We start from the raw sequence: 17515 nt of genomic DNA, 5'->3' as shown, positions 1-17515 counted from the left end.
CGGGGTGCGCGACGCATGTCAGTGGTGTGGTGTGCAATGGAACGCGTGTCCGCGCTGGATGAACCCCTCAAGAAGTCGCTCGGCCCCGCCACCGCGAAGGTGATGGGCGAGCAGCTCGGCCTGCACACGGTCGGCGATCTGCTGCACCACTACCCCCGGCGGTACGAGGAGCGCGGCCAGCTCACCACACTCGCCGATCTGCCGCTGGACGAGGACGTCACGGTGGTGGCCCAGGTCGCCGACTCGCGGATCCTGACGTTCAACCAGGGCCGCGGCCAGCGGCTGGAGATCACCCTCACCGACGGCAGCGGCCGGCTCCAACTGGTCTTCTTCGGCAGGGGAATCCACAAACCGCACAAGGAACTGCCGCCCGGCAGCCGGGGGATGTTCGCCGGCAAGGTCTCCGTCTTCAACCGCAAGCTCCAGCTCGCGCACCCCACCTATGTACCGCTGGGCCGGGAGGGCGCCGACTCCGTGACGGACGCGGCGAGCGCCGTGGACGACTTCGCGGGCAAGCTCATCCCGATTTATCCGGCCTGCAAGGGGCTGGAGTCCTGGAAGATCACCAAGGCGGTCGACGCCGTACTGCCCAGGGCCGTCGAGGCCGTCGACCCGCTGCCGCCCGCGCTGCGCGAGGGCCGCGGCTTCGTCCCGCTGCCCGAGGCCCTGCTCAAGGTCCACCGGCCCGACACCAGGGCGGACATCGAGGACGCCCGGCAGCGGCTGAAATGGGACGAGGCCTTCGTCCTCCAGGTCGCCCTCGCCCGGCGGCGGTTCGCCGACGCGCAGTTGCCCGCCGTGGCCCGTGAGCCGGTCGCGGACGGGGTGCTCGACGCGTTCGACGCGAGGCTGCCCTTCACCCTCACCGACGGCCAGCGCAAGGTCACCGCCGAGATCTTCGCGGATCTCGCCACCGAACACCCCATGCACCGGCTGCTCCAGGGCGAGGTCGGTTCCGGCAAGACCCTGGTCGCGCTGCGCGCGATGCTCACGGTCGTCGACGCGGGCGGCCAGGCCGCCATGCTGGCGCCCACCGAGGTCCTCGCCCAGCAGCACCACCGTTCGATCACGGAGATGATGGGCGAGCTGGCCCAGGGCGGGATGCTCGGCGGCGCCGAGCACGCCACCAAGGTCGTGCTGCTCACCGGCTCCATGGGCGCCGCGGCGCGCCGTCAGGCCCTGCTCGACCTGGTCACCGGGGAGGCCGGGATCGTGATCGGGACACACGCCCTGATCGAGGACAAGGTGCGGTTCCACGATCTGGGGCTGGTCGTGGTGGACGAACAGCACCGCTTCGGTGTGGAGCAGCGCGACGCGCTGCGCTCCAAGGGCAAGCAGCCGCCGCATCTGCTGGTGATGACCGCCACGCCCATTCCCCGTACGGTCGCGATGACGGTCTTCGGCGATCTGGAGACCTCCGTGCTGGACCAGCTCCCGGCCGGGCGCTCCCCGATCGCCAGCCATGTGGTCCCCGCCCAGGACAAGCCGCACTTCCTCGCGCGCGCCTGGGAGCGGGTGCGCGAGGAGGTCGGCAAGGGCCACCAGGCGTATGTGGTCTGCCCGCGCATCGGCGACGACGATGACGACGCCGGGAAGCCCGGCGGGAACGGCAAGACCCGGAAGGCCGGGAAGGCCGCCGTCGAGGACGCGGAGAAGCGGCCGCCGCTGGCCGTGGTGGAGGTCGCCGAGCAGCTCACCAGGGGGCCGCTGGGAGGTCTCCGTATCGAGGTCCTGCACGGCAGGATGCAGCCGGACGACAAGGACGCCGTGATGCGCCGCTTCGCCGCCGGCGAGGTGGACGTCCTGGTTGCGACCACGGTCATCGAGGTCGGGGTGAACGTCCCCAATGCCACCGCGATGGTGATCATGGACGCGGACCGGTTCGGTGTCTCCCAGCTCCACCAGCTCCGCGGCCGGGTCGGCCGGGGCTCGGCGCCAGGTCTCTGCCTGCTGGTGACCGACATGCCGGAGGCGAGCCCCGCCCGGGCCAGGCTCCGCGCGGTCGCCGACACGCTCGACGGCTTCGAGCTGTCCCGTATCGACCTCGAACAGCGCCGCGAGGGCGATGTGCTCGGCCAGGCCCAGTCCGGGGCGCGCTCCTCGCTGCGCATGCTCGCGGTCATAGACGACGAGGAGGTCATCGCGGCGGCACGCGAGGAGGCCACGGCGGTGGTCGCCCGCGACCCGGAGCTGACGGACTCGCCCGAGCTGCGTACGGCACTGGACGCGCTGCTGGACACGGAACGCGAGCAGTTCCTCGACAAGGGGTGACAAGGAGGGCGAGGAAGGCAACGTAGGGGGACCCAGGCGGGCACGTGGCGGGCACGTCCGAGGGTCCGGGGCGACCGGCGGCACCGGCCGGGCCCGCCCGGTGCGTACGCCATATCGTGGGGGCGAGAGCTTCCGCACCGGCACCGCCCTCCCGGACTTCCCGGACCTGCCGCCCACGACCCGAGGACCCGACACCCATGACCCGCGTGATCGCCGGTGCCGCCGGCGGACGCCGCCTGGCCGTACCGCCCGGCAACGGCACCCGCCCCACCTCCGACCGGGCGCGCGAGGGACTCTTCGGCACCTGGCAGTCGCTCCTCGGCACCCTCGACTCCGTCCGGATCGCCGATCTGTACGCCGGCTCGGGCGCCGTCGGCCTGGAGGCGCTCTCGCGCGGCGCCGCCCACGCCCTCCTCGTCGAGGCCGACAGCCGCGCCGTCCGAACGGTCCGCGAGAACGTGCGGGCACTGGGACTGCCCGGCGCGGAGGTCCGTACCGGCAGGGCCGAGCAGATCGTCCGGGGACCCGTCCCGGACACCCCGTACGACCTGGTGTTCCTCGATCCGCCGTACGCCGTCGGAGACGACGATCTTCGGGAGATCCTGCTCACACTCCACACAAGGGGGTGGCTCAGCGGCGATGCCGTCGCCACCGTGGAACGGAGCACCAGGAGTGGGGAGTTCGGCTGGCCGGAGGGTTTCACGCCACTGCGGTCCCGTCGCTACGGCGAGGGAACGCTTTGGTACGGTCGCGCCGCCTCAGCGTGCGAAGCCGCACCATGACCGGACCGGAGAGCGAGGGAGTTCAGTTGCGCCGCGCCGTCTGTCCGGGGTCCTTCGACCCCATCACCAATGGACATCTCGACATCATCGCCCGCGCCTCCAAGCTGTACGACGTCGTACATGTCGCGGTAATGATCAACCAGTCCAAGAAGGGGCTGTTCACCATCGAGGAGCGGATCGCGCTGATCCGCGAGGTGACCGCCGAATTCGGCAATGTCGAGGTCGAGGCCTTCCACGGGCTGCTGGTCGACTTCTGCAAGGAGCGGGACATCCCCGCGATCGTGAAGGGGCTGCGGGCCGTCAGCGACTTCGACTACGAGCTCCAGATGGCCCAGATGAACAATGGCCTCTCGGGCGTGGAGACCCTGTTCGTCCCCACCAACCCGACCTACAGCTTCCTGTCGTCCTCCCTGGTCAAAGAGGTCGCGACCTGGGGCGGAGACGTCTCCCACCTGCTGCCCCCGGCCGTCCACACGGCCCTGATGGAGCGCCTAGGCAAGCGCTGAGGGACTGACTGCGCGTCACCCGGTGTCGGACGGGCTCGCCGTGGCCTTACAGTCGATGCGTCCGTCTTCCAACCAGTCTGAGAGAGTGGCGAGCACCGGTGGACGTGCAGAAGAAGCTCGACGAGATCGTCGACACGGTGGGCAGCGCCCGCTCCATGCCCATGTCGGCGTCCTGCGTGGTGAACCGCGCCGAGCTGCTCGCGATGCTCGAAGAGGTACGGGAAGCGCTGCCGCAGTCGCTGGCGCAGGCCCAGGAGCTGCTCGGCGGCCACGAGCAGCTCGCCGAGCAGGCCAGGCAGGAGGCCGAGCGCATCATCGGCGCGGCGCACACCCAGCGCACCGCGCTGATCTCCGACACCGCGATCGCCCGCCAGTCCCAGGACGAGGCGGCCAGGATCCTCGACGAGGCACGCAGGGAGGCCGAGGAGATCCGCGCCGAGGCGGACGACTACGTCGACTCCAAGCTCGCCAACTTCGAGGTCGTCCTCACCAAGACCATCGGCTCCGTCGACCGGGGCCGGGAGAAGCTGCTCGGCCGCGGTCCGGGCGCCGACGGGCACGGATACGGCTCGCCCGACGGCGGTGACGCCGACGACGCCGACGACGCGCCCGAGTACAGCGCCGACCCCGACACCCTGATCCGGCGCGCCGACGACTATGTGGACGCCAAGCTCGGCGCCTTCGAGGCCGTGCTGTCCAAGACCCTCGAAGCGGTCGGACGGGGCCGCCAGAAGCTGCACGGCCGTACCGCCTCCGACGACCTCGGGGCACACATGGCGGCGCAGGACGCGGCGGGCCCGCAGGGGCGCGGCAGCGACGAGGACTATCTGGCGGGCCTCGCGGACATCCCCGCCACGCCCGCCGCCCCCGTGGTCCCGGCCGAGGTCCCGCCCGTACCGGCGCAGCAGCCGTACGCCGATCCCGCGCCCGCCTACGCGCAGCCCGCCGCCACCGGGTACACCGAGACGGGCTACCAGGACCCCGCGTACGCCGCGGCCGACGCGGGCTACGGCGGATACCAGCAGCAGGACGCCTACGGCTACCAGCAGGACCCGTACGCGTACCAGCAGCAGGACTACGGCCAGGGCCAGCCGCAGAACCAGGGGTACGACCCGAACTACGGCTGGCAGCAGCCGGCCGCGCCCCAGGCGGAACTTCCGGCGCTGCCCGCGCCCGCCGGCCAGCAGGGCTCCCTCGACGAGACCAGCTTCTTCGACACCAGCATGATCGACATGGAGCAGCTCCGCCGGTACGAGCAGGGGCGCTGACCCGGCGCCGGCCGGGAGCCGGTCCGGCCCCCGCTCCGGCGGTTGCGGCACCCGCCGCGGGGCCTGCTGTGCCGGGGGACCGGATTGGGCCTATGGCGGCCGGTCCAGTACCCTGGCTCTTCGGTCGCGTGTAAAACGCTGACCTACGCTGCCTGTTTCGCTTCCGCGACGTAGCGGCCCCCTCACGATCCGAAAGCGGGAAAAGTCCTGAACGCGCGCCTCGACCACCGCAACCCCCTCGTGTTCGACACACACGAGCTGGGGCGGCGACCCGGTGCGCTCCAGAGGCTGACCCGCTCGGCACCCGCCCCCAGGGACTTCGGTATCGCGGGGGTGATCGGGGCGCCCGAGGGCGCGACCGTGGAGCTGGACCTCCGCCTCGAATCGGTCATGGAAGGGGTGCTCGCGACGGGCACCGCCCGTGCGACCGTCGAGGGGGAGTGCGTAAGGTGTCTGGAGCCGCTGCGCCAGGAGGTGGCGGCGGACTTCCAGGAGCTGTTCTCGTACCACGACACCGACGACCGGGGCCGCACCCGTGCGGAACCGGACGACGATGCCGAGGACGACGAGGACAGGCTCTTCATCGAGGACGGACTGTTCGACCTCGAACCGGTGCTGCGTGACGCGGTGGTACTCGCACTGCCGATGCAGCCGGTGTGCCGGGAGGACTGCGGCGGCCTGTGTTCCGAGTGCGGGATCAGGCTGGACGAGAGCCCGGGTCACCACCATGACGCCGTCGACATCCGTTGGGCGGCACTGCAGGGACTCGCCGAGACCGTCAAGGACGGCGAGAAGGACAACATGGGCGGCGCCGACGCGGGCGCCGACGAGAAGCAGGAGAAGTAGCCGTGGCTGTTCCGAAGCGGAAGATGTCGCGCAGCAACACGCGCCACCGCCGGTCGCAGTGGAAGGCTGCGGTCCCCACCCTGGTGGCGTGCGAGCGCTGCCAGGAGCCGAAGCTTCAGCACATCGCGTGCCCGAGCTGCGGCACCTATAACAAGCGCCAGGTCCTCGAGGTCTGAGCGGCTGGTGAGAGGCTCGATGTCTGAACTGTCCCCTGACAAGAAGCAGCCAGACAATGTCAGTTCGGCCTCGTCCCACACGCTTCTGGAAGGGCGGCTCGGGTATCAGCTCGAGACCGCCCTTCTGGTCCGAGCGCTGACCCACCGTTCGTACGCGTACGAGAACGGCGGTCTGCCCACCAACGAACGGCTCGAATTCCTCGGGGATTCGGTGCTCGGCCTGGTGGTCACGGACACGCTGTACCGCACCCACCCCGATCTGCCCGAAGGCCAACTGGCCAAGCTGCGGGCCGCGGTGGTCAACTCACGTGCGCTGGCGGAAGTGGGCCGCGGCCTGGAACTCGGCTCCTTCATCCGGCTCGGCCGGGGCGAAGAGGGCACGGGAGGCCGGGACAAGGCGTCCATCCTCGCCGACACCCTGGAAGCGGTGATCGGCGCGGTCTATCTCGACCAGGGCCTCGACGCGGCGTCCGAGCTGGTGCACCGGCTCTTCGACCCGCTGATCGAGAAGTCCTCCAACCTCGGGGCCGGCCTGGACTGGAAGACCAGTCTCCAGGAGCTGACCGCGGCGGAGAGCCTCGGGGTTCCCGAGTATCTCGTCACGGAAACGGGTCCCGACCACGAGAAGACCTTCACTGCTGCCGCCCGCGTCGGTGGTGTCTCGTACGGCACCGGCACCGGCCGCAGCAAGAAGGAAGCGGAGCAGCAGGCGGCGGAGTCCGCGTGGCGGGCGATCAGGACCGCGGCGGACGACCGGGCGGCGGCGGAGCGCGCGGCCGCCGAAGCCGGGCCCGAGTCCACCGCGGCCGGGACCGGTGACCACGCCGGGCCCGACGCCGGAGACGATGGGAGTGGAGGGGCCGCCGACACCTCTTCGCACCCGGACCCGCCGGGGCAGGCACCGGCCGACCCGGCCGCCTGACCGGCCGTTCCCTTCCCGTACGCCCCTCGCGCCGGTCCGGCACGAGGGGCGTACGCCGTACCGCCGCCTTAGTTCCGAGGAGTCCCGTTGCCCGAGCTGCCCGAGGTCGAAGTCGTCCGGCGTGGACTGGAGCGCTGGGTCGGCGGCAGGACCGTCGCCGAGACCGAGGTGCTGCACCCGCGCGCGGTCCGGCGCCATCTCGCGGGCGGCGAGGACTTCGCGGCGCGCCTCAAGGGGCACACGATCGGTACGGCCCGCCGCCGCGGCAAATACCTGTGGCTGCCCCTCGCCGCGCCCCACGCCGACACCGACTCCGGCTCCGACACCGCGATCCTCGGGCATCTCGGCATGAGCGGCCAGCTTCTCGTCAGACCCGAGGACGCCCCAGACGAGAAGCATCTGCGGATCCGGATCCGCTTCGCCGACAGCCTCGGTACGGAGCTGCGCTTCGTCGACCAGCGCACCTTTGGCGGCCTCTCCCTCCACGACACCACCCCCGACGGTCTGCCCGATGTCATCGCGCACATCGCCAGGGACCCTCTCGACCCGGCCTTCGACGACGACGCCTTCCACACCGCGCTGCGGCAGCGCCGTACCACCGTCAAGCGCGCGCTGCTCGACCAGTCGCTGATCAGCGGCGTCGGCAATATCTACGCGGACGAGGCGCTCTGGCGCGCGAAGCTGCACTACGAGCGGCCGACCGCGACCCTGACCCGGCCACGCTCCGCCGAGCTGCTCGGATGCGCGCGCGAGGTGATGAACGAGGCGCTCGCGGCCGGCGGCACCAGCTTTGACAGTCTGTACATCAACGTGAACGGCGAATCGGGCTACTTCGACCGGTCGCTCGACGCGTACGGGCGTGAGGGCGAGCCGTGCCGGCGGTGCGGCACGCCGATCCGCCGCCGGCCCTGGATGAACCGGTCCAGCTATTTCTGCCCGCGCTGTCAGCGGCCGCCGCGCGGCGTGTCGTAACGCTCCCGGGCCGCGAGCACCTCGGGCATCCGCCCCTCGACCAGACGGATGAGACCGAGCAGCGACCCGGCGATCTCCCGGCCCAGCGGAGTCAGCTCGTAGTCGACCCGGGGCGGATTGACCGGCTGCGCGTCGCGGCGCACCAGCCCGTCGCGCTCCAGGGCGTGCAGGGTCTGGGAGAGCATCTTCTCGCTGACGCCGTCGATCCGCCGCCGCAGTTCATTGAAGCGGCAGCCGCTCTCGTACAGCGCGCCGAGCGTCAGGCTGCCCCAGCGGCCGGTGACATGCTCCAGCGTGGCGCGCGAGGGGCACTGCCGGGAGAACACGTCGAAGGCGGAAACGTCCATATCGGCACCCTACAGCCGGAAAGCGCCACCCGAAGGGCAGCGCTTTCTGTTGGTGAGCAGTCCGAGCGGCACTCCGCGTGACTCCGGAAGCGCCTGGCCAGAAGCTAGAAGCCGAAGTCCTGGGTCCACCAGGGGCCGCCGGAGCCGGTGTGCACCCCGACGCCCAGCCGGGTGTAGTCGCAGTTCAGTATGTTCGCGCGGTGGCCCTCGCTGTTCATCCAGGAGTCCATCACCGCCTGCGCGGTGGCCTGGCCACGGGCTATGTTCTCGCCGCCCAGGCCTTCGACGCCCGCGCTCTCGGCCCGGTCCCAGGGCGTCCTGCCGTCGGGGTCGGTGTGGTCGAAGAAGCCGCGCGCCGCCATGTCCTCGCTGAAGTCCTGCGCCAGCGCGGTCAGCCCGGCATCGGCCTTGACCGGCCCGCAGCCCGCCTGCGCGCGCTCCGCGTTGACCAGGCCGAGCACGGCGGCCGCGGTGGAGCTGGGCGCGGCGGGCGTCTCGACGGCCCGCTTGGTGGTCTGCTCCGGCACCGGCGTCTTGCTGACGAACGGGGAGGCGCTCTGCCGCTTCGGCTCCGCCTCCGGCTTCGGCGTCGCGGGCGCGGTGGTCTTCGTACGCTGCGCGGGGACGGACGGCTTCGCCGCGGTGGGGGTGGCCCGCTTCGAGGGGGACCCCGTCGGCGTGGCGGTGACCGACGGGGACGCGGAGGTCTCGCGCGTCGGTTCCGCGGACGCGCCGCCCTGCTGCGCCGGCTCGGACGCGCCCTCGGTGCTGATCCGCCCGTCGGGGGCACTGCCGCCCACCGTGTACTCGTCGCCGCCCGGCAGCAGGCCCGAGGCCACGGCGACCGCGCCGACGGCCATCGCCGCGGAGGCGCCGAGCAGGCCCGTACGGATCGGGGCGACAGCCCGCCCCTTCCTGCGCGCCCCGCCCCGGTGGCGGACCGCCGCCGTACCGTCGTACTCCCCGGCGGCGGGCATGGCGGGTGCGGCGGGTGCGGCGGAGCGTCGATGGCGTCCCATCTGCGGTGCCTTCCTCATGCTTCTCGACGGCAGCGTGCTTCTCGACGTGCTTCTCGATGGCGATGCGACTCACCCGTACGAGTGAGGCTCATTGCGACGGGACTGTACGGCATGGCAGGTGGGGCCGCTGGGCCTCGTGAGCATTCGGCCGGCCGGCTTACGGGCATGCTTGCGGGCATGACGGAGAACGTACGGCTCACGGCCTGGGTGCGCGGCCGGGTGCAGGGAGTGGGATTCCGCTGGTTCACCAGGGCGAACGCCCTGGAGATCGGCGGGCTCACCGGTTTCGCGCTGAATCTGGACGACGGCCGGGTGCAGGTCGTCGCCGAGGGGTCACGTGAGAATTGCCACCGTCTGCTGGAGTGGCTGCGTTCCTCCGACACACCCGGGCGCGTAGACGGAGTGACTGAGATCTGGGACACCCCGCGCGAGGTGTACGAGACCTTCGCGATCCGCTGAGCGTCCCCCTCCGGAGGGCCTGTCCGGAACCCGCCCCCATGCCCGGGGCACATGCGCAAGCCCGCGATGACCTGGTGGTTGCCAAGGACGGCCGGCCGTGCCAGGCTGCCCGGTTAACGACGATCTCGATGCCCCCCGGGCACCGCGGGAGAGCCGGCGCCGCGCAGGCCGCGGCCCTGTCCGGCGGGCGGTCCGTCGGCACGCGCTGTGATCGTGTTGACCGTCAAACTTTTTGGTGAGAGTCTGGAATCCCCGCGCACCTCAGCTGTTTGGCAGGAAAGAACCGCAGCAGCACAAGCACTGCCAAGCACCGCGGGTGCGATTTCCCTCACGACCCACACCGCATCCGGTCGGTCACTCAGTGTGGAGGACCATCCATCATGGCAAAGGCGCTTCTCGGTTATGTCGGCGGTTCCGACCCGCGACTCCTCGCCGAGATGCGACGGCTTCAGCAGCGCGTTCAGGACCTCGAATCCGAACTCGTACGGATCCAGTCCGAGAACGACGCCCTGAACGCGGCCGTCGCACAGCACCCTGGAGAGTCGCTGCTCGACGGCATCGACATTGACGTACACCAGGCGGAGCCTGCGCTCACCTGACGACAGCCCCCCTCGGGTTCAGGTGAGAAACACTCTCGCAAGAATATGCAAGGGACGCTTCGGCGTCCCTTCTTTCTTCCCCATCTTCCGCTGTACGAAGCTTTGTTGGCGCCGCAACGACTTTCTTAACGTCTGATGTGCCCTGCGGGTTCGGCGGTGAAACCGGCAGCGGACGATCGGGGCGGGGTAGAGTCCAGCGGCGTGCATCTCAAGGCCATGACCCTTCGCGGGTTCAAATCCTTCGCCTCGGCCACGACCCTGCGTTTCGAGCCCGGCATCACCTGTGTCGTGGGGCCGAACGGCTCGGGCAAGTCCAATGTCGTGGACGCGCTCTCGTGGGTGATGGGCGAGCAGGGGGCCAAGTCGCTGCGCGGCGGCAAGATGGAGGATGTGATCTTCGCCGGGACGACCGGGCGGCCGCCGCTCGGGCGCGCGGAGGTCTCGCTGACCATTGACAACTCCGACGGCGCGCTGCCGATCGACTACGCCGAGGTCACGATCACCCGGATCATGTTCCGCAACGGCGGCAGCGAGTACCAGCTCAACGGGGACACGTGCCGGCTCCTCGACATCCAGGAGCTGCTGTCCGACTCGGGCATCGGCCGCGAGATGCATGTGATCGTCGGGCAGGGCCAGCTCGACTCGGTCCTGCACGCCGATCCGATGGGGCGCCGGGCCTTCATCGAGGAGGCGGCGGGCGTACTGAAGCACCGCAAGCGGAAAGAGAAGGCGCTGCGGAAGCTGGACGCCATGCGGGCGAATCTGGCCAGGGTCCAGGACCTCACCGATGAGCTGCGCCGCCAGCTCAAGCCGCTCGGACGGCAGGCCGCGGTCGCGCGCCGGGCCGCCGTCATCCAGGCCGATCTGCGCGACGCGCGGCTGCGGCTGCTCGCCGACGATCTCGTACGGCTGCGGGAGGCGCTGCGTACGGAGATCGCGGACGAGGCGGAGCTGAAGCAGCGCAAGGAGGACGCGGAGGGGCGGCTCAAGGCGGCGCTGGCGCGGGAGGCGGAGCTGGAGGACGAGGTACGGCGGCTCGCGCCGCGGCTTCAGCGGGCCCAGCAGACGTGGTACGAGCTGTCGCAGCTCGCGGAGCGGGTGCGCGGTACGGTCTCGCTGGCGGACGCGCGGGTCAAGAGCGCGACCGCGGCGCCGACGGAGGAGCCGCGGGGGCGCGACCCCGAGGACATGGAGCGCGAGGCGGCCCGGATCCGTGAGCAGGAGGCGGAGCTGGAGGCCGCGCTGGAGGCGGCGGAGCACGCGCGTGAGGACACCGTCGCGCACCGCGCCGAGCTGGAGCGGGCGCTGGCGGCGGAGGAGCGCAGGCTGAAGGACGCGGCGCGGGCGATCGCGGACCGGCGCGAGAGCCTGGCCCGGCTGACCGGCCAGGTCAACGCGGCCCGCAGCCGGGCCGCCTCGGCCCAGGCGGAGATCGGCCGGCTCGCGGCGGCACGGGACGAGGCTCGGGAGCGGGCGGCGGCCGCGCAGGAGGAGTACGAGCAGCTCAAGGCCGAGGTGGACGGTCTGGACGCCGATGACCACGAGCTGGCGGGGCGGTACGAGGCGGCGCGGGGCGCCCAGGCGGAGGCGGAGGCCGCGCTGACGGCGGCGCGCGAGGCGGCGTCGGCGGCGGAGCGCGACCGCGCGGCGGTCGCCGCCCGCCACGACGCCCTCGCCCTCGGCCTCCGCCGCAAGGACGGCACCGGCGCACTCCTCGCCGCCCGCGACCGCCTCACCGGCGTCCTCGGTCCGGCCGCGGAACTCCTGACGGTCACCCCGGGCTACGAGATCCCGGTCTCGGCGGCCCTGGGCGCGGCGGCGGACGCGATCGCGGTGACGAACCCGTCGGCGGCGGCCGAGGCGATCCGACTGCTCAGGTCGGAGGACGCGGGCAGGGCGTCACTGCTGGTATCGACGACGCGGCCCCCGGCGCCCGCCGGGCCGGCGGGCGTACCCGCGCAGGCGGCCGACTCGGCGGCCCCGGCATCGAACCGAACCGACGCCCACCCCGAACCGACGCCGGGCCCGGGTGGTGGGGTGCCCGCGCAGGCGGGCGGTTCGACTGGGGAGCCTGGTGTGTCGGGTGGGGTGCCTGAGGTCTCTGCTCGGGTGGGCGGTGCCGGTGGAGGGGGATTTGGTCGAGCCGATGCTGGCTCGGGCGGTGGGGTGCCTGTGCAGGCGGGTGGTTCGACTGGGGGGCCTGGTGTGTCGGGCGGGCCCGGGGCGGTGGGTGAGGTCTCCGCTCAGGTGGGCGGTTCCGGTGGTGCGGGACTTGGTCGTGCCGATGCCGGTCCGGTCGGTGGGGTGCCCGTACAGGTGGGCGGTTCGACCGGGGAGCCTGGCGTGTCGGGTGGGGCGCCTGTGCGGGCTGCCGATGTCGGGACGGGTCCGGGCGGTGGTGTGTATACGCAGGTGTCCGCGCGCGGTGACGGTGCCGGGTCGGCCGTGCAGACGGGCGGGGCGCCGGTCGAGCCGGGGGTACCTGCCGGTGGGTTTCCTGCGCCCGCGCGGGCAGGCGACAGCAGCCTGTTCGTCTCCGGCGCGGACACGCCGTCGGGATCCGGTGACGCAGGCGGGCCGCCCGGCCGCGAAGGGGATCCGATCGCCGTGGGGGAGCTGGTCCGGGGGCCCGCCGGGCTCATCGAGGCCGTGCGGTGGATGGTGCGGGACGCCGTCGTTGTCGCGTCGCTCGATGACGCCGAGGAACTCGTCCGCGCGCACCCCGGGGCGATCGCCGTTACCGCTGAGGGCGACGCGCTCGGGGCGCACTTCGCGCAGGGCGGGTCCGCGGGAGCGCCCAGTCTGCTGGAGGTCCGGGCGTCCGTGGACGAGGCCGCCGCTGAGCTGGCCGAGCTGGTCGTACGGTGCGGGGAGCTGGACGAGACCCGGCGGCGCGCGACCGAGCGGCGTGCCGAGTGCGCGGCGCTCGTGGAGGAGCTGGGGGAGCGGCGCCGGGCCGCCGACCGGGAGAAGTCCGCCGTCTCCGGGCGGCTGGGCCGGCTCTCCGGGCAGGCCCGTGGCGCCGTGGGCGAGGCGGAACGTACCGCCGCGGCCGTCGCCAAGGCCCAGGAGGCGCTGGAGCGCGCCACCCAGGAGGTCGAGGAGCTGACCGAGCGGCTGCTCGTCGCCGAGGAGGCGTCCTCCTTCGGGGACGGTGGCGAGGAGGAGCCCGACACCTCCGTACGGGACCGGCTCGCCGCCGACGGTGCCAACGCCCGCCAGACCGAGATGGAGGCCCGCCTCCAGGTTCGTACCCACGAGGAGCGGGTGAAGGGGCTCGCGGGCCGGGCCGACGCACTCGACCGGGGGCGCGCGCCGAGCGCGCCGCGCGGGCGCGCGCCGAGCAGCGGCGGGCCAGGCTGCGCCACGAGGCCGAGATCGCCGGAGCCGTCGCGGCCGGCGCCCGCCAGCTCCTCGCGCATGTCGAGGTGTCGGTCGTACGGGCCGAGGCCGAGCGCGCCGCGGCCGAGACCGCCAAGGCGGAACGCGAACGGGAACTCGTCGCCGAGCGCAACCAGGGCCGCGACCTCAAGAACGAGCTGGACAAGCTCACCGACTCCGTCCACCGCGGCGAGGTCCTCGGCGCCGAGAAACGGCTGCGGATCGAGCAGTTGGAGACCAGGGCCCTGGAGGAGCTGGGCGTCGAACCGGCCGGGCTGATCGCCGAATACGGCCCGGACCAGCTCGTACCGCCGTCGCCGCCCGCCGAGGGCGAGGAACTGCCCGAGGACCCCGCGCACCCGCGCAACCAGCCGAAGCCGTACGTACGGTCCGAGCAGGAGAAGCGGCTCAAGTCGGCCGAACGGGCCTACCAGCAGCTCGGAAAGGTGAACCCGCTCGCCCTTGAGGAGTTCGCGGCGCTGGAGGAACGGCACAAGTTCCTGTCCGAGCAGCTCGAAGACCTCAAGAAGACCCGCGCGGATCTGCTCCAGGTGGTGAAGAGCGTCGACGAGCGCGTCGAGCAGGTGTTCACCGAGGCGTACCGGGACACGGCCGTCCAGTTCGAGGGGGTCTTCTCCCGGCTCTTCCCCGGTGGAGAAGGGCGGCTGGTCCTGACCGACCCAGAGAACATGCTCACCACGGGGGTCGATGTCGAGGCCAGACCCCCGGGCAAGAAGGTGAAGCGGCTCTCGCTGCTCTCCGGTGGTGAACGGTCCCTGACCGCCGTCGCGTTGCTGGTGTCCATCTTCAAGGCCAGGCCGAGCCCGTTCTATGTGATGGACGAGGTCGAGGCGGCCCTCGACGACACCAATCTCCAGCGGCTGATCCGCATCATGCAGGAGCTCCAGGAAAGCTCCCAGCTCATTGTGATCACGCATCAGAAGCGGACGATGGAGGTCGCGGACGCGCTGTACGGGGTCTCCATGCAGGGCGACGGGGTCTCCAAAGTCATCAGCCAGCGGCTGCGCTGACGGTCAGTCGGGCGAGCAGCGGGCACACCGCGGGCGAGTCGCGGACACCGCCGGGGGCACATCGCGGCCGGGCCGCGGACGGAACGCCCGGGCCCGTCCCCGTACCACTCGTACCGTCTCCGGCCGTTTCCACCGCCGGGTGGTGGGCAGCCGCGAGCTGTGCCCCACTGGAAGGGCTCGCCGCACCCCGACGCACGCCCGGCGCGGCCGGGCGGCCCCAGGAGACCATGTGACCAGCGCAGCGGAGACGCCGCCGTCGACCGGGGGCCGGGCCGCTCGCCCGGAACACCTCGGCCATGTCGTCTTCATCACGGCCGCCGCCGCGATGGGCGGTTTCCTCTTCGGCTACGACAGTTCGGTGATCAACGGCGCGGTCGAGGCGATCCGCAGCCGGTACGGCATCGGATCCGCCGCCCTCGCCCAGGTCATCGCCATCGCGCTGATCGGCTGCGCGATCGGCGCGGCCACCGCGGGCCGGATCGCCGACCGGATCGGGCGCATCCGCTGCATGCGGATCGCCGCCGTGCTCTTCACCGTCAGCGCCGTCGGCTCCGCGCTGCCCTTCGACATCTACGACCTGGCGGTCTGGCGGATCATCGGCGGCTTCGCGATCGGCATGGCGTCGGTGATCGGCCCCGCGTACATCGCCGAGGTCTCCCCGGCCGCCTACCGCGGCCGGCTCGGTTCCTTCCAGCAGGCGGCCATCGTCATCGGTATCGCCGTCTCCCAGCTTGTGAACTTCGGCATCCTCCGGCTCGCCGACGGCGATCAGCGCGGCCGGCTGCTCGGCCTGGAGGCCTGGCAGTGGATGCTCGGCGTGATGATCGTGCCCGCGCTGCTGTACGGGCTGCTGACCCTGGCCATTCCCGAGTCGCCGCGCTATCTGATCTCCGTGGGCCGGACGCGGCACGCCAAGGAGGTGCTCGCCGAGGTCGAGAGCAAGGATGCCGATCTGGACGCCCGGGTCGCCGAGATCGAGCGGGCGATGCGCCGTGAACACTCATCGACCTTCCGGGATCTGAAGGGCAGCCGGTTCTACTTCCTGCCGATCGTCTGGGTGGGCATCGGGCTCTCGATGTTCCAGCAGCTCGTCGGGATCAATGTCGCGTTCTACTACTCGGCGACGCTCTGGCAGTCGGTCGGCGTCGATCCGTCCGGCTCGTTCTTCTATTCGTTCACCACGTCGATCGTGAACATCATCGGCACCGTGATCGCCATGGTGCTGGTGGACCGGGTCGGCCGGAAGCCGCTCGCGCTCGTCGGATCCACGGGAATGGCACTCGCGCTCGCCTGTGAGGCCTGGGCGTTCTCCGCCCCTCTCGTCAACGGCAGACTGCCCGCCACCCAGGGAACAGTCGCGCTGATCGCGGCCCATGTGTTCGTGCTCTTCTTCGCACTGTCCTGGGGTGTCGTCGTGTGGGTATTCCTCGGCGAGATGTTCCCGAACAGGATCCGGGCCGCCGCCCTCGGCGTCGCCGCCGCGGCCCAGTGGATCGCCAACTGGGCGATCACCGCGAGCTTTCCGAGCCTGGCGGACTGGAATCTCTCGGGGACCTACCTCATCTACACATTCTTCGCCGTGCTCTCCATTCCTTTTGTGCTGCTGTTCGTGAAGGAGACCAAGGGCAGAACGCTGGAGGAGATGGGCTGATCCGCCTCAGGACGCCGTCGCGGCACCGCCGCTCGTGCCCTGCGAAGATGAGGTGGTGGAAACCGTCATCCTTGTTGTAGTCATCGCCCTGGTCGCGGTCGTCGCGATCGGCGGGCTTGTGGTCGGCAGTCGCAAAAAGAAAAAACAGCCGCCCGCACCGCCGAGCACGCCGACCATCACAGCCCCGCCCGCCGAACCGCACGTCGGCGACGAGGCGGAGGAGCCGCACGACGAACCGCGCCGCACCATCGAGGAGGTCGGCCTCCCCGACTCCGGCGCCACCACGGTCGCGGTCGAGGACACGGCCGTCGCCGAGCCGCTCGCCCCGGCGATCGAGATCCCCGAGCCGACGGCGGGCCGGCTGGTCCGGCTGCGCGCCCGGCTCGCGCGCTCACAGAGCTCCCTCGGCAAGGGGCTGCTCACCCTGCTGTCCCGTGAGCACCTAGACGAGGACACCTGGGAGGAGGTCGAGGACACCCTCCTGACCGCGGATGTCGGTGTCGCTCCCACACAGGAACTGGTCGAGCGGCTGCGGGAGCGGGTACGGGTCCTGGGCACGCGGACGCCGGACGAGCTGCGCGCGCTGCTCAAGGACGAACTCGTACAGCTCCTCGGCACGGACTTCGACCGCGCGGTGAAGACCGAGAGCGTGCTGGACACCCCGGCCGTCGTGCTGGTCGTCGGGGTCAACGGCACCGGGAAGACGACCACGACCGGCAAGCTGGCGCGGGTGCTGGTCGCGGACGGCCGGTCGGTCGTGCTCGGCGCGGCGGACACCTTCCGGGCGGCGGCGGCCGATCAGCTCCAGACCTGGGGGGAGCGGGTCGGTGCTCGTACGGTACGGGGTCCCGAGGGCGGCGACCCCGCGTCGATCGCCTTCGACGCGGTCAAGGAGGGCATCGCGGAGAGCGCGGACGTGGTCCTGATCGACACCGCCGGCCGGCTGCACACCAAGACCGGGCTGATGGACGAGCTGGGCAAGGTCAAGCGGGTCGTGGAGAAGCACGGGCCGCTGGACGAGGTGCTGCTGGTGCTGGACGCGACGACCGGGCAGAACGGGCTGGTGCAGGCGCGGGTGTTCGCGGAGATCGTGGACATCACGGGCATCGTGCTGACCAAGCTGGACGGTACGGCGAAGGGCGGCATCGTGATCGCGGTGCAGCGGGAGCTGGGCGTACCGGTGAAGCTGGTGGGGCTGGGCGAGGGCGCGGACGATCTGGCGCCGTTCGAGCCCGAGGCGTTCGTGGACGCACTGATCGGCGACTGAGCCGGCCGAGGCCGACCG

Annotated in this window: 14 protein-coding genes and 1 pseudogene; 13 read left to right on the top strand and 2 right to left on the bottom strand. The window is 71.6% G+C overall.

Features of this window, described 5'->3' with window-relative positions:
- Positions 1–36 precede the first annotated feature (36 nt).
- The 8 genes from recG (at position 37) to mutM (ending at position 7743) form a co-directional block, all read left to right on the top strand.
- A complete protein-coding gene (gene recG / locus KQY30_RS09375) occupies positions 37–2271 on the top strand; it encodes an ATP-dependent DNA helicase RecG (protein ID WP_217306438.1) in 2235 nt (744 codons plus the stop codon).
- Positions 2272–2468: 197 nt separating this feature from the next.
- Positions 2469–3053, top strand: a complete 585-nt coding sequence (rsmD, locus tag KQY30_RS09370; protein WP_217306437.1) for a 16S rRNA (guanine(966)-N(2))-methyltransferase RsmD — start codon at positions 2469–2471, stop codon at positions 3051–3053.
- A gap of 26 nt (positions 3054–3079) precedes the next feature.
- Positions 3080–3559 carry a pantetheine-phosphate adenylyltransferase gene (coaD, locus tag KQY30_RS09365; RefSeq protein ID WP_198533724.1) on the top strand — a complete coding sequence of 160 codons (480 nt, stop codon included), beginning with the start codon at positions 3080–3082 and terminating at the stop codon, positions 3557–3559.
- A 98-nt stretch (positions 3560–3657) separates the two neighbouring features.
- Positions 3658–4827: an ATP synthase F0 subunit B gene (locus KQY30_RS09360; protein ID WP_217306436.1), complete on the top strand. Its 1170-nt coding sequence runs from the start codon at positions 3658–3660 to the stop codon at positions 4825–4827.
- 207 nt (positions 4828–5034) lie between these two features.
- Positions 5035–5673, top strand: a complete 639-nt coding sequence (locus KQY30_RS09355) for a DUF177 domain-containing protein (protein ID WP_217310929.1) — start codon at positions 5035–5037, stop codon at positions 5671–5673.
- A 2-nt stretch (positions 5674–5675) separates the two neighbouring features.
- Positions 5676–5849, top strand: coding sequence for a 50S ribosomal protein L32 (gene rpmF, locus KQY30_RS09350; RefSeq protein WP_030753522.1), 174 nt, complete (start codon positions 5676–5678; stop codon positions 5847–5849).
- A 19-nt stretch (positions 5850–5868) separates the two neighbouring features.
- Positions 5869–6771: a ribonuclease III gene (gene rnc / locus KQY30_RS09345; protein ID WP_217306435.1), complete on the top strand. Its 903-nt coding sequence runs from the start codon at positions 5869–5871 to the stop codon at positions 6769–6771.
- A gap of 87 nt (positions 6772–6858) precedes the next feature.
- On the top strand, positions 6859–7743 hold the full coding sequence (mutM, locus tag KQY30_RS09340) for a bifunctional DNA-formamidopyrimidine glycosylase/DNA-(apurinic or apyrimidinic site) lyase (protein ID WP_217306434.1): 885 nt from the start codon (positions 6859–6861) through the stop codon (positions 7741–7743).
- On the opposite strand, the gene KQY30_RS09335 is transcribed toward mutM, so the two are convergent.
- Positions 7716–8090 (bottom strand): helix-turn-helix domain-containing protein, encoded by a 375-nt coding sequence (locus KQY30_RS09335; protein WP_217306433.1) that lies wholly within the window; start codon positions 8088–8090, stop codon positions 7716–7718. The two genes, mutM and KQY30_RS09335, sit on opposite strands and share 28 nt — an antisense overlap.
- Positions 8091–8194: 104 nt before the next feature.
- Positions 8195–9109, bottom strand: coding sequence for a CAP domain-containing protein (locus tag KQY30_RS09330; RefSeq protein WP_217306432.1), 915 nt, complete (start codon positions 9107–9109; stop codon positions 8195–8197).
- Positions 9110–9286: 177 nt separating this feature from the next.
- Between KQY30_RS09330 and KQY30_RS09325 the strand changes: the two genes are divergently transcribed.
- From KQY30_RS09325 to ftsY, 5 genes and pseudogenes are all read left to right on the top strand, one after another.
- Positions 9287–9568, top strand: a complete 282-nt coding sequence (locus tag KQY30_RS09325; RefSeq protein ID WP_217306431.1) for an acylphosphatase — start codon at positions 9287–9289, stop codon at positions 9566–9568.
- 380 nt (positions 9569–9948) lie between these two features.
- Entirely contained in the window at positions 9949–10167 is a 219-nt protein-coding gene (locus KQY30_RS09320) for a hypothetical protein (RefSeq protein ID WP_046496132.1), read from the top strand.
- Between the two features lie 201 nt (positions 10168–10368).
- A pseudogene (locus KQY30_RS09315) lies at positions 10369–14579 on the top strand (AAA family ATPase).
- Between the two features lie 229 nt (positions 14580–14808).
- Positions 14809–16230, top strand: coding sequence for a sugar porter family MFS transporter (locus KQY30_RS09310; protein ID WP_217306430.1), 1422 nt, complete (start codon positions 14809–14811; stop codon positions 16228–16230).
- Positions 16231–16285: 55 nt separating this feature from the next.
- Positions 16286–17497 carry a signal recognition particle-docking protein FtsY gene (gene ftsY, locus KQY30_RS09305; protein ID WP_217306429.1) on the top strand — a complete coding sequence of 404 codons (1212 nt, stop codon included), beginning with the start codon at positions 16286–16288 and terminating at the stop codon, positions 17495–17497.
- The last annotated feature ends 18 nt before the right edge of the window (positions 17498–17515 follow it).

The organism is Streptomyces sp. GMY02 (assembly GCF_019056675.1).
GTDB classification, from domain to species: domain Bacteria; phylum Actinomycetota; class Actinomycetes; order Streptomycetales; family Streptomycetaceae; genus Streptomyces; species Streptomyces odonnellii.
The sequence above is the reverse complement of the archived record's forward strand: the minus strand, read 5'-3'. Positions and strand labels throughout refer to the sequence as shown.